We start from the raw sequence: 11,910 nt of genomic DNA, 5'->3' as shown, positions 1-11,910 counted from the left end.
ACGCCGGGCGGGCTCTCGGGCGTTTCGGGCGCTTGGGCTCAGGGTGCTCCGGGGCGGGATCGGAGGCGGGGATCCGTGGCGGGGATCCGTGGCGGGGATCGCAGACGGGCCGCTTACGCTCCGCCGTTGAATTACGCTCCGCCGTTGAAGTGGTCGCGCACCAGCGACTCGACGGTGTCGAGATCCCGCGCGGCCAGGGCGTCGAGCAGGGCCATATGCTCGGCCGCGTCGGCGACGAGGTCGGCGGTGCGCACGATCTGACCGCCGGGAAGCGGCCACTGCGCCCGCCGGTGCAGTTCGTCGGCCACGACGACCAACTGTTGATTTCCGGCCAGGCTGAGGACCGCCTGGTGGAAGGTGCGGTCGGATTCCAGATACGCCGCGCGGTTCCCCTTCGCCGCCGCCACCGCCGTGGCCTCGGCGAACGGCCGCAGCCCCGCCCACCGCTCGGGCGCGATCGCCTCGGCCAGGCTGAGCATCACCGGGACCTCCAGCAGGGCCCGGACCTCGGCCAGCTCGGCCAGCTCGCGCGCGCTGCGCCGGGCCACCCGGAATCCCCGGTTCGGCACCACCTCGACGGCGCCTTCGCCCGCGAGCTGCTGCATGGCCTCGCGTACGGGCGTGGCCGACACGCCGAAGCGCTCGGCGAGGGCCGGTGCGGAGTAGACCTCCCCGGGGGCGAGCTCGCCGCCGACCAGCGCATCCCTCAGGGCGTCCAGGATCTGCCCGCGCACCGAGTGGCGCTGGGGCGGCTTCCGTGAGGCGGGCCCGCCGGGGCCGGGGATGCCGGGACCCGGGTGCGGCTCCGCCGCCGTTTCGGCACTGGCCTGCTCCACCTCGGCTCCTCCTGACGTCCGCCTGAAACGATATGCGGAGGCCGCGCGAGGTCAAACCCCTCGGACGCCGTATTTAAGGCAACCCTAACGGAACGGCGCACACGGGACCAGATCGAGCGCCCTGACGCAACCTCAGCAGTCTGTTTACGCTCGATCGAGTTCCATGAATAGAATGCAAGCCGCTTGCACAGCGCGAGCGTTCGAACCGTATCGCACCTATCCGCGTGTCCCCCCGCCGATTTGGCGCCCTCTTGCCCAGAAACCGCTCGGGGCAAGCCGGGTTTCCGCCAAGATGTCGCGCGAGTAGGCCGGGTACTACGGCCAGAACTTCACGGAAGCGAGGCAAGGGACACCGGATGAGACTGACCGACATATCGAGCTGGGGCCTCCCGGCCGTCGTGATACTCGTCGGCGTCGTGGGAGCGGTGACAGTGCTCGCGCGGGGCCGCAACGCCAAGGACGACAAGTCCACCGACTCCTGGGAGCGCAGCGAGGAGCGGCGGCGGCGCAAGGAGGCCATCTATGGGATGGCCTCTTATGTTCTGCTGTTCTGCTGTGCCGGGGTCGCGGCGGCACTCTCCTTCCAGGGCCTGGTGGGCTTCGGACGGGAGAACCTCGCCCTGACGAACGGCTGGGAGTACCTGGTGCCGTTCGGGCTCGACGGCGCCGCGATGTTCTGCTCGGTGCTCGCGGTGCGCGAGGCCAGCCACGGTGACGCCGCGCTCGGCTCCCGACTGCTGGTGTGGCTGTTCGCCGGCGCCGCGGCCTGGTTCAACTGGGTGCACGCGCCCCGTGGCATGGGCCACGCCGGTGCGCCGCAGTTCTTCGCCGGCATGTCGCTGTCGGCGGCGGTCCTCTTCGACCGCGCGCTCAAGCAGACCCGCCGGGCGGCGCTGCGCGAGCAGGGCCTGGTGCCGCGGCCGCTGCCGCAGATCCGTATCGTGCGCTGGCTCCGCGCGCCCCGCGAGACCTTCGCCGCCTGGTCGCTGATGCTGCTCGAGGGCGTCCGCACCCTGGACGAGGCCGTCGAAGAGGTGCGCGAGGACCGCAAGGAGAAGGAGCACAACCGGCACCGCAGGCGGGAGCAGGAGAGGCTGGACCGGGCCAGGATCCGGGCGCTGAACCGGCAGCACCGCTCATGGGGGCGGCGCGGCGGCCGCCAGGTGGAGGTGACGGGGTCCTCCCCACAGCCGGCGCTCACATCGGAGCCTGCCATATCGGAGAAATCGCTGGAAAACTCTTCCTCGCTGGAAAAGGGGCAGCTGTCCGCGCCCGCGTCCCGGCCCGCCCTGCGGTCCGCGAGCGACAGTGACGGCGCCATCACCGGACTGGGCGACCGCGAGGCCGACCGGCCGCGCACCATCGACCTCACCGCCGAGGACGACACGCTGACCATGCCGCGGCTCGACTCCCTCGAGGAGAAGCTGGCACAGATCGAGCGAGCCTTCGGCTGAGCTGACTGCTGGGTGGGCGGGACGGGGAGCCGGTCTCCTCTCCCGCCCCCGCGTCATTTGCACGGCGTGTCTCCGTCTATTGCGTGTCTCCTTCTATTGCGTGTCGGGCGGCCCGAACCGCGCGTCGAGCTCGAACCAGACCGCCTTCCCCACACCGTGGGCCCGTACCCCCCACGCATCCGCGAGCGTATGCACCAGCAGCAGTCCGCGCCCGGATGTGCCCTCCTCGGCCGCATGCGTACGCAGCGTCGGATGCCGGGAGACGAAGTCCCGCACCTCCACCCGTAATCGGCCGCCGGCCAGCGAGTCCGGCCCATCGCCGAGCGTGGCCGTGATGTGCGCCCCACGGTCGGTGTGCACCAGCGCGTTGGTGACCAGCTCGCTGATGAGCAGTTCGGCCAGGTCCCTCCTGCTGGGATCACCCCAGTGCCGCAGCAGTTCCCGCAGGGCCGCGCGGACCTCCGCCACCCGGGACAGCTCACCGCCGTGCAATCGCCTGCTGAGGGCCGGGCCCCGCGCGCTCTCGATGGCCACCGCCCCCGCTTCCGGCCGCTGCCCGGCCGTCCCGCCCCGCCGTGAAGGCTGACGCTTCATCCTCCCCCGCCCCGGCCGCGCACGGCGCGGCCAGTGTCGAAATGTCGTCGAACACGCTCACGGAATGCATTCCCGCGTGTGGGTGCCCACACACCGCGGGAAATGATCGGGGAGTTGATCCGCCGAGCGCCGACGCCTAGGAGAGCCGCGTATGCACGACGACCGATCGCTGGTGGAAGGGCGCCTTGACCGGGCGCTGCGCCAGTTCATCAGGCCCGCCCAGTACACGGCGCGCGCCCCGCTGACGCTGACCGCGTGGCGCACCCCCGGCGAGCCGGTGCCGGTGGGCGACGCGCTGAAGGGGTCGTACGAGCCCTTCGAGACCGGCACCGAATGGGGCTCGCCGTGGTCGACCTGGTGGTTCCGGCTGGAGGGCGAGGTGCCCTCGGAGTGGGCGGGGCGGCGGGTCGAGGCCGTCATCGACCCGGGCTTCACCGGGGACGGTCCCGGTTTCCAGGCCGAGGGTCTTGTGTACAACGCGGAGGGGGTGCCGATCAAGGGCATCCATCCGCGCAACCGCCATGTCCCCGTCGCCGCCCCGGCGGCCGGCGGCGAGCCGGTGCGGCTGCTGCTGGAGGCGGCGGCCAACCCGGCCGTACTGCGGGACGGCTTCGAGCCGACGCGTCTTGGCGATGTGCTGACCGCCGGTGACCGGCCGCTGTACCGCTTCGCCTCGGCCGACCTCGCCGTGCTGAACGAGGAGGTCTGGCATCTGGTGCTGGACATCGAGGTGCTGTCGGAGCTGATGCGCGAGCTCCCCGCGGACCGGCCGCGGCGCCACGAAATACTGCGTGCGCTGGAGAACATGCTGGACGCGGTGGACCTCCACGACGTACCGGGCACCGCCGCGGCCGGGCGCGCCGCGCTGACCGAGGTGCTCGCCAGCCCGGCCAACGCCAGCGCACACCGCGTGTCGGCGACCGGACACGCCCATATCGACTCGGCGTGGCTGTGGCCGCTGCGCGAGACGGTGCGCAAGGCGTCCCGTACCTTCGCCAATGTCACCGCGCTCGCGGGCGAGTACCCCGAGCTGGTCTTCGCCTGTTCGCAGGCGCAGCAGTACGCGTGGGTGAAGGAGCATCAGCCGCATATCTGGGAGCGGATCAAGAAGGCGGTGGCGGACGGCAACTGGGCTCCCGTGGGCTCGATGTGGGTCGAGTCGGACGCCAATATGCCTGGCGGCGAGGCGCTGGCCCGGCAGATCGTGCACGGCAAGCGGTTCTTCCTGGAGGAGTTGGGGGTGGACACCGAGGAGATCTGGCTGCCGGACTCCTTCGGCTACACGGCCGCGTTCCCGCAGTTGGCGAAGCTCGCGGGGGTGCGGTGGTTCCTCACCCAGAAGCTGTCCTGGAACCAGTCGAACAAGATGCCCCACCACACCTTCTGGTGGGAGGGCATCGACGGCACCCGGGTGTTCACCCACTTCCCCCCGGTGGACACCTACAACGCCCAGTTCCACGCTCACGAACTCGCCCACGCCGAGAAGAACTTCGCCGACAAGGGTCTGGCCACCCGCTCCCTCGTCCCCTTCGGCTGGGGCGACGGCGGGGGCGGCCCCACCCGCGAGATGCTGGAGAAGGCGCGCCGGCTCAAGTCGCTCGAGGGCTCGCCACGGGTCGAGATCGAGCGGCCGTCGGCGTTCTTCGCGGAGGCGGAGCGGGAGTACGCGGCGAAGGCGCCGGTGTGGTCGGGCGAGCTGTATCTGGAGCTGCACCGGGCGACGTACACCACCCAGGCCAAGACCAAGCAGGGCAACCGGCGCAGCGAGCATCTGCTGCGGGAGGCGGAGCTGTGGGCGACGGCCGCCGCGCTGCGCGCCCCCGGGTACGCCTATCCGTACGACGATCTCGACCGGATCTGGAAGACGGTGCTGCTGCACCAGTTCCATGACATCCTGCCGGGCTCCTCGATCGCCTGGGTGCACCGCGAGGCGCGCGACACCTATGAGCGGGTCCGCACCGAGCTTGAGCAGATCGTCGCGGCGGCGGTCGGCGCGCTCGGCGGCGCGCCGGACGGGCCGGTGGTGCTGAACGCGTCCCCGTACGAGCGCACCGAGGTCGTCACGCTCGACGCGCCGACGGCGGCGGCCCTTCCGGAGGGCGCGCCCGTCCAACCGCTGGAGGACGGGCGCGCCGCGGTCGCGGTGCGGCTGCCCGCGCTGGGCGCGTCGCCCGTGCACTCCGACACGCCGGAGGCGGCCGTGGCCGAGGCGCCGGTCAGCGCGCTGAGCGACGGGCGCACGATCGTGCTGGACAACGATGTGCTGCGGGTGGTCATCGACGGCGACGGGCTGCTCACCTCCGTACGGGACCTGGCCGCCGACCGGGAGCTGATCGCGCCCGGCGCGCGCGGCAACCTCCTCCAACTGCACCCCGACCACCCGAACCAGTGGGACGCCTGGGACATCGACCGGCACTACCGCCGGGTCCACACCGATCTCACCGACGCCGAGTCCGTCGAACTGGTCGAGTCCGGGCCGCTGCGCGCCGCGGTCCGGGTGGTGCGCGCCTTCGGCGCGTCGGGGGCCTCCCGCGTCACCCAGGAGATCCGGCTCAGCCGGGGCAGCCGCCGTCTCGACATCACCACCGAGGTGGACTGGCAGGAGTCGGAGAAGGTCCTCAAGGCCGCGTTCCCGCTGGACATCCACGCCAAGGTGTCCACCTCCGAGATCCAGTTCGGGCATGTGGACCGCGCCACGCACACCAACACCAGCTGGGACGCGGCCCGGTTCGAGATCTGCGCCCACCGCTGGATGCGGGTCGCCGAGCCCGGCTATGGCGCGGCGCTGCTCAACGACTCGACGTACGGCCACGATGTGACCCGTACGGAGCACCCGGCCGAGGCCGCGGACGGCGGCGAGGGCGGGCCGGTGCTGGGCACGACGGTGCGGCTGACCCTGCTGCGCGCCCCGCACAGCCCCGACCCGGAGACCGACCTCGGCGCCCACCACTTCAGCTACGCGCTGCTGCCCGGCGCCGAGGTGGGCGACGCGGTCGCCGAGGGCCTGGCACTCAACCTGCCGCCGCGCGCCCTGCCTGCGGGCCCGGTGCTCCCGTCCCTGGTCGGCGTCGACAACCCCGCGATCACCGTCGAGTCCGTCAAGTTGGCGGAGGACCGCGGCGGCGATGTGGTGGTGCGGCTCTACGAGTCGCGCGGCGGGCGCGCGTCCGCCACGCTGACCACCGGCTTCCCGGTGGTCAGCGCCCAGGTGACGGACCTGCTCGAGCGGCCGCTGCACGAGGCGGCCACCGGCGAGGGCGGGCTGGCCCTGAGCCTGCGCCCGCATGAAATCCTCACTCTGAGGCTCACGCCCGCGTAGGGCGGGCGGTGAAGGCGGCGGGGTCAAGGCCGGGGCAGGTTCCGCAGATTGGCGCGGGCCAGTTGCACCATCCGGCCCACCCCGCCGTCCAGCACGATCTTGCTCGCGGACAGCGCGAAGCCGGTCACCATCTCCGCGCGGATCTTCGGCGGGATGGACAGCGCGTTGGGGTCGGTGACCACGTCCACCAGCGCGGGCCCCTTGTAGCGGAACGCGGCCCGCAGCGCCGCCCGCAGATGCTTGGGCTTCTCCACCCGCTCGCCGTATGCCCCGGCGGCGCGGGCGATCTCCGCGAAGTCGGGGTTCACATTGGTGGTCCCGTACGCGGGCAGGCCCGAGACCATCATCTCCAGCTCGACCATGCCGAGCGCGGAGTTGTTGAAGAGCACCACCTTCACCGGCAGGTCGTACTGGACGAGGGTGAGGAAGTCGCCCATCAGCATGGCGAAACCGCCGTCGCCCGACATCGAGACGACCTGGCGGCGGCGGTCGAGGAACTGGGCGCCGATCGCCTGCGGCACCGCGTTGGCCATCGAGCCATGGGTGAACGAGCCGATCACCCGGCGCCGGCCGTTGGGGGTCAGATAGCGGGCCGCCCACACATTGCACATACCGGTGTCGACGGTGAACACCGCGTCCGGGGCCGCCTCATCGTCCAGCACCGCCGCCACATACTCCGGATGGATCGGAATGTGCCGGTCCACCCGGCGGGTGTACGCCTTGACCACGCCCTCCAGCGCGTCCGCGTGCTTCTTCAGCATCCGGTCCAGAAATCTGCGGTCGTCCTTGACGCGTACCTTCGGCGTCAGACAGCCCAGCGTCTCGCGCACATCGCCCCACACCGCCAGGTCGAGCTTGGAGCGGCGGCCCAGATGCTCGGGGCGGACGTCGATCTGCACGGTCTTCACATCGTCGGGCAGAAAGGCGTTGTACGGGAAGTCGGTGCCCAGCAGGATCAGCAGATCGCACTCATGGGTGGCCTCGTACGCCGCGCCGTAGCCCAGCAGTCCGCTCATGCCGACGTCGTACGGATTGTCGTACTGGATCCACTCCTTGCCCCGCAGCGCATGCCCCACCGGGGCCTTCACCCGCTCGGCGAACGCCATCACCTCGGCGTGCGCCCCGGCCGTGCCACTGCCGCAGAACAGCGTCACCCGGTCGGCCGCGTCCACCATCCGGGCGAGCGCGTCGATCTCCGCATCGCTGGGGCGCACCGAGGGGCGGGCGGTGACCAGGGCGTGCTCCTCGGCCCGCTCGGGCGCCGGGAGCGCCGCGATATCGCCGGGCAGCGCCACCACGCTGACGCCGCTGCGGCCGATCGCGTGCTGGATCGCGGTCTGCGGTACGCGCGGCATCTGCCGCGGGTTGGAGATCAGCTCGCAGTAGTGGCTGCACTCGTTGAACAGCCGTTCGGGGTGGGTTTCCTGGAAGTAGCCGCTGCCGATCTCGCTGCTGGGGATGTGCGAGGCCAGGGCGAGCACCGGGGCCATCGAGCGGTGCGCGTCGTACAGGCCGTTGATCAGATGCAGATTGCCGGGGCCGCAGGAGCCGGCGCAGGCCGCCAGGCGGCCGGTGAGCTGCGCCTCTGCCCCGGCGGCGAAGGCCGCGGACTCCTCGTGGCGGACCTGGATCCAGTCGATGGCCTCGTTGCGGCGCACCGCGTCCACGACCGGGTTGAGGCTGTCCCCCACGACCCCGTACAGCCGCTGCACCCCGGCGCGCGCCAGGAGGTCCACAAACTGCTCGGCCACGGTCTGCTTGCCCATCGCGCGCCCTTCCGTCCGGGTCATGGCTGCGTTTGCCGGTAACCCGGCGGCAACCGGCGGGATCGGCATACGGCTCCATCAACCCATGGACCGCGCGCTCACGCCTCCCAGACGGCGGCCGCCGTACGGTCGTCGGCGTATCCGGCGTATCCGTTCACCCGCGTCCGGGTGTCAGCGAGGAACGCGGCGAGCCCCGGCGGCTCGCCCTGCGCCCAGCGTTCCGCCAGGTGACCGGCGAGCTCGGGCCGGCCGCGCAGCGGGCCGGCGAGCCCGCCGCCGCACATCAGCAGCACATCGCCCGACCGGGCTACGGAGGCCCGGAACCGGAACGGGGCGGCGGCGGGGACCGGGGCCGGGCCCGGGGCGGGGCCGGTGCCCGGTGTGGCGATCCCGAAGCTCATCGTCGCGGGCGCCTCGGCGGTTTGTGGCGTGGGCCGCTTCGTACCGCCGAAGCCCACCACGGGGCCGCCCACGGTGTCCTGTTCCGGCCCGGGCGGCTCCAGGTCCTGCCAGGCGCCCGCGCGCAGCCGGAAGACGCCGCCGTCGCCCGCGCCGAAGAACACCCGGGTACGGCAGGCGGGGTCGACGGGCAGCAGCAGACAGCGCAGCGCGGCGGTGTACTCGGCCGGGTCCACGCCCAACTCGGCCGCACGGGCCCGCAGCCGGCCCAGGCCGCGGTCGGTGAGCCGGTGCAGCCCGGACTTGAGCGCGCCGCGGTTTCCGCTGCGCAGGTCGTCTATTAGTCGCGCATGGCTGCGGCCGACCGCGCCGCCGATCCACTCACACAGCTCACGCGCCGCCCGCTGCGCCACCTCGGCGGCCCCCGCGCCACTCGCGCCACTCGCGCCCCTCTCGCCACTCTTGCCACTCTTGCCACTCGTGCCGCTCACGCCACTCGCGAGCGCCACCATCACCACCGCCCCTGGCCCCGCCCCGAACCGCGCGGTCAGCAACGCGTCGCGCCGCGTCTCCCCGCTCCGGCGAGCCGACTCGCCGCGAGAGGAGACCGCCCGCAGCGTGGCGGTCCCGCAGCGGGCGCCGTCCAACACGGTGTCGGGCACGAGGTCCGCCAACTCGTACGGCTCGGCGAGCGGCAGCTCAACCGGCTCGTCGCCGTACGCGGACGGCCGCGACACGTACGGCCGCGGCAGGGACGGCCGTTCGGCGGATCGCGGATCGGCCGCGGCGGGCCCCGCGGCGGGCTCCGGCCCCGGCGCCCGCTCACCGGAAAACCACCCGAAGGTCGCACCCGCCTCGTCCGGCTCCGGCCTTGGCTCCGACCCCGACCCCCAGGGGACGCCCGCGGCGGGCACCGAGCCGAGCGGGGCCCCGGCCGGCGGCGGGCCGCCGACCGTACGGGAGGCGGAGTCGAACCGGTCGTCAACCGAGTCCGCCGCCGGAGCGGGCCCCACATCGCCGGTGTCCCGGTGGTACAACTCGCCCCACCAGTCGTCCTCGTGACGGTCCCTGTCCTCCTGTTGGCTCATGCCCACCATAGTTTCCCCAGCGGGCCCCGCGCGGAACACCGCCCGCGAAGCGCCCGGCGGATCCTTCCCCTGACGCGCGAGGGGGGGTGCTGCGTCAACGACTAGTACCACGTGCAAGCCTTCAGCGAACTTGGGAAGAGAGAATCGCGTGGCAGATTCAAGCGACAACCAGAAGCATGTCAAGATCGCGCTGACTTCCGTGTACTGCCGTGACACCGAAGACATTACCGGTGCCGACGAGTTCTACGTCGCGGGCGGAGCAGGCACCGGCCCCCGGTCCGGTTCCAAGAGCAAGGCGATTCTGACCAAGCCGGCCGAAATCAACAGTCGCCAGAAGAAGATTCTGTCCGGTGACGAGTATGTAATCTTCGACGACAACGTATACGTCGATGATTTCGTCGAAATCGGCCTCGAATTCTGCGACAAGGACTTCAACGAGGACGATTTCGACGCCAAGTACGTGGCGTTGGTTTCCGCGCTCACCGGAGCCATTGGAACCGCGGTCGGTTCGCTGGCTACCCCCGCCGTGGGTGCGGTGGCCGGAGCGATTCTCGCCGCCACGCCGCCGGCGCTGATCAAGGTGCTGGCGACCATCGACAAGGACGACATCCTTGGGACGGTGCAGAAGAGGGTGAATGTAGCTGATTATCCGGACGGGCGCAGCGGGCCCTTCACCTGGAAGTTCTCGGACAAGAAGCCGAACATCACGGAAAAGGCAGAGGGATTGGCCTGGAGTGACTGGGACTACGAGGTTGATTATGTGATCGACGTGGGTCCTGCGACCTGATTCGGGCAGCCTCGCCCTGCTCACGATGACCACGTAACAGACATCGGCATCGGCTGGGCAGCCAAGCGCGCGTCGAATACATGGGCTTTGCGCGGCGGGCGGCCATGACACCCGGTCGTGATGACAGCTGGTCAGCACGACCGGGTGGCATGGGGAAGTCACGGACATCCTCTATTGAGGGGCCCGTTTCAGGGTGTACGCATCGTGTGTTGTCTCACTGCGCCGTTTCTCCGGCGCGGCGCAGGACCACGCTCATGCGTCGGCGCACTGCGGGAGCCAGGGGAACCAGGAGCAGAGGCAGGTGTCCGGGTCGTCCGGGCTCGGAGTCACCGTGGCGGGCGGCGTCGGCGTGGGCGCACTGGGTCCTGGTGGCGTGGTGCTCGGCTGAGTCGTGGGTGTGGGCTCATGTGTGGTCGGCGCGCTCGGCGTGGGCGCGCTCGGTGCCGGTCGCGTGGTACTCGGCCGACTCGTGGGAATCGGTGCATGTGCCGTCGGCGCGCTCGACTCGGGCGCGCTGGGCGCCGACGTCGAGGTCGGGCCCGAGGTGGATAACGGCTGAGGTTGTTGCGATGTGGTGTTCGCTCCTGGGGTGTCGGCCATGGTGGGGGACGTCGAGGGGGATGCCGCGAGATCCGTGCTCGTTACTTTTGGGCTCGGGCGCTCCGGTGCCGTTGCGGACGGTGTCAGGCTGCTGCCCGGACTGGGCGCGTTGTCGCCGCTGCCGGAGGTGAGGTAGAAGGCGGCGGCAGTGGAGGCCGCGGTGATCGTAAGCGTGGTGACCGCGGCGGTGACACCACGAGTGCGGCGAGGCATGAGGGAACGTATCCGCTTGCCGAACGAGGCGAGTACGGCAGCGACGCCGCCACCGATGTACAGCGCTAAGTGTCGCTTGCGGTGCGCGGGCTCCGGCGGCGCTTTCGGCGGCGCCAAGGCCGCGGGCATGAGCTGTTGAAGCGCGGCGATCTTTTGGGCGGTGACCTCGGCGTGGAGCTGGTCGAGCTGCTTCGCCTGCTTCTGTTGCTTCCGGTAGAGCAGGGTGATGGCCAGGACCGCCGCGCCGAGGATCCCAGCCAGGAGAACGTCAACCACGTATTGCCCCTTGTTGATACTTGATGGTCTGGGGTGCGGTGTGACGCTCTCAGCCCAGGAGAGCCCCAGGCGAATCCTTGATGTGTTCGTGACGTGAGTCAGCCAATGTGCCGACGCTGCTCGTCCTGCTCCTGCTCTCCTCGTACGGGCGACATGTGGCCAACCCTGCGCAGGACTTCGTTCCGCGCCTCGGGTGAGAGGCTTTCCAGGAGCGCCGTGATCGCCGCGAGGTGTGGATCGCTCGCGTAGGCGTCTGTCGCGCCGACCGGTGCCGACGGCGGCCCGGCGAGCTCTTCCACCGCCTCAGCGGCTGCCTCGCGACCGGCCTGCCTGAGCTCGTCGGCGGTGACCCCGGCGACATGTGCCATGCGGGCAAGTGTCTCGTCCGGCGCTCTTACGGGGATGTGGGAGCCGCTGACGGTCTGGTAACCACTGACGATCTGCCGCCAGCGGGCGTCGCTGATCCCGGCCCGCCTGGCTGCCTCGCGGCCGGAGATCCGATTTCGCTTGAGGGCCTTCTTGATGAGCACGGCCTCCAGGGGCGGCTCCGGTCTCGTGTGTCCATCCATGCCCGCAGG

General features: G+C 71.1%; 10 protein-coding genes. 5 read left to right on the top strand and 5 right to left on the bottom strand.

The features are described 5' to 3' along the window. Positions 1-131: 131 nt before the first annotated feature. A complete protein-coding gene (locus tag ACFV2X_RS26785; protein WP_385620926.1) occupies positions 132-836 on the bottom strand; it encodes a GntR family transcriptional regulator in 705 nt (234 codons plus the stop codon). Between the two features lie 356 nt (positions 837-1,192). Between ACFV2X_RS26785 and ACFV2X_RS26780 the strand changes: the two genes are divergently transcribed. Next, positions 1,193-2,290: a DUF2637 domain-containing protein gene (locus tag ACFV2X_RS26780; RefSeq protein WP_385620924.1), complete on the top strand. Its 1,098-nt coding sequence runs from the start codon at positions 1,193-1,195 to the stop codon at positions 2,288-2,290. Positions 2,291-2,383: 93 nt separating this feature from the next. On the opposite strand, the gene ACFV2X_RS26775 is transcribed toward ACFV2X_RS26780, so the two are convergent. Further along, entirely contained in the window at positions 2,384-2,884 is a 501-nt protein-coding gene (locus ACFV2X_RS26775) for an ATP-binding protein (protein WP_385620922.1), read from the bottom strand. Positions 2,885-3,035: 151 nt separating this feature from the next. Here ACFV2X_RS26775 and ACFV2X_RS26770 point away from each other — a divergent pair, with 151 nt between their 5' ends. Beyond that, positions 3,036-6,203: an alpha-mannosidase gene (locus ACFV2X_RS26770; RefSeq protein ID WP_385620920.1), complete on the top strand. Its 3,168-nt coding sequence runs from the start codon at positions 3,036-3,038 to the stop codon at positions 6,201-6,203. 23 nt (positions 6,204-6,226) lie between these two features. Here ACFV2X_RS26770 and ACFV2X_RS26765 read toward each other — a convergent pair whose 3' ends face one another. Both ACFV2X_RS26765 and ACFV2X_RS26760 read right to left on the bottom strand, forming a co-directional pair. Then, positions 6,227-7,969, bottom strand: coding sequence for a pyruvate dehydrogenase (locus tag ACFV2X_RS26765; RefSeq protein WP_385620946.1), 1,743 nt, complete (start codon positions 7,967-7,969; stop codon positions 6,227-6,229). A gap of 98 nt (positions 7,970-8,067) precedes the next feature. Continuing rightward, positions 8,068-9,456, bottom strand: coding sequence for a protein phosphatase 2C domain-containing protein (locus ACFV2X_RS26760; protein ID WP_385620917.1), 1,389 nt, complete (start codon positions 9,454-9,456; stop codon positions 8,068-8,070). A 148-nt stretch (positions 9,457-9,604) separates the two neighbouring features. Between ACFV2X_RS26760 and ACFV2X_RS26755 the strand changes: the two genes are divergently transcribed. The 3 genes from ACFV2X_RS26755 (at position 9,605) to ACFV2X_RS26745 (ending at position 11,356) form a co-directional block, all read left to right on the top strand. After that, positions 9,605-10,243 carry a hypothetical protein gene (locus tag ACFV2X_RS26755; protein ID WP_385620915.1) on the top strand — a complete coding sequence of 213 codons (639 nt, stop codon included), beginning with the start codon at positions 9,605-9,607 and terminating at the stop codon, positions 10,241-10,243. 391 nt (positions 10,244-10,634) lie between these two features. After that, a complete protein-coding gene (locus tag ACFV2X_RS26750) occupies positions 10,635-10,802 on the top strand; it encodes a hypothetical protein (RefSeq protein ID WP_385620913.1) in 168 nt (55 codons plus the stop codon). Between the two features lie 323 nt (positions 10,803-11,125). Beyond that, positions 11,126-11,356 (top strand): hypothetical protein, encoded by a 231-nt coding sequence (locus ACFV2X_RS26745; RefSeq protein ID WP_385620911.1) that lies wholly within the window; start codon positions 11,126-11,128, stop codon positions 11,354-11,356. 74 nt (positions 11,357-11,430) lie between these two features. Here ACFV2X_RS26745 and ACFV2X_RS26740 read toward each other — a convergent pair whose 3' ends face one another. Next, positions 11,431-11,901, bottom strand: a complete 471-nt coding sequence (locus ACFV2X_RS26740) for a helix-turn-helix domain-containing protein (RefSeq protein WP_385620909.1) — start codon at positions 11,899-11,901, stop codon at positions 11,431-11,433. Positions 11,902-11,910 lie beyond the last annotated feature (9 nt).

The sequence above is a fragment of the Streptomyces sp. NPDC059679 genome (assembly GCF_042734105.1).
Taxonomy (GTDB): Bacteria; Actinomycetota; Actinomycetes; order Streptomycetales; family Streptomycetaceae; genus Streptomyces.
The sequence above is the reverse complement of the archived record's forward strand: the minus strand, read 5'-3'. Positions and strand labels throughout refer to the sequence as shown.

Coding starts and splice junctions, on each gene's coding strand:
- ACFV2X_RS26775 (WP_385620922.1), bottom strand. CDS start 2,884: ATGAAGCGTCAGCCTTCACGGCGGGGCGGGACGGCCGGGCAGCGGCCG.
- ACFV2X_RS26765 (WP_385620946.1), bottom strand. CDS start 7,969: ATGGGCAAGCAGACCGTGGCCGAGCAGTTTGTGGACCTCCTGGCGCGC.
- ACFV2X_RS26770 (WP_385620920.1), top strand. CDS start 3,036: ATGCACGACGACCGATCGCTGGTGGAAGGGCGCCTTGACCGGGCGCTG.
- ACFV2X_RS26760 (WP_385620917.1), bottom strand. CDS start 9,456: ATGAGCCAACAGGAGGACAGGGACCGTCACGAGGACGACTGGTGGGGC.
- ACFV2X_RS26780 (WP_385620924.1), top strand. CDS start 1,193: ATGAGACTGACCGACATATCGAGCTGGGGCCTCCCGGCCGTCGTGATA.
- ACFV2X_RS26740 (WP_385620909.1), bottom strand. CDS start 11,901: ATGGATGGACACACGAGACCGGAGCCGCCCCTGGAGGCCGTGCTCATC.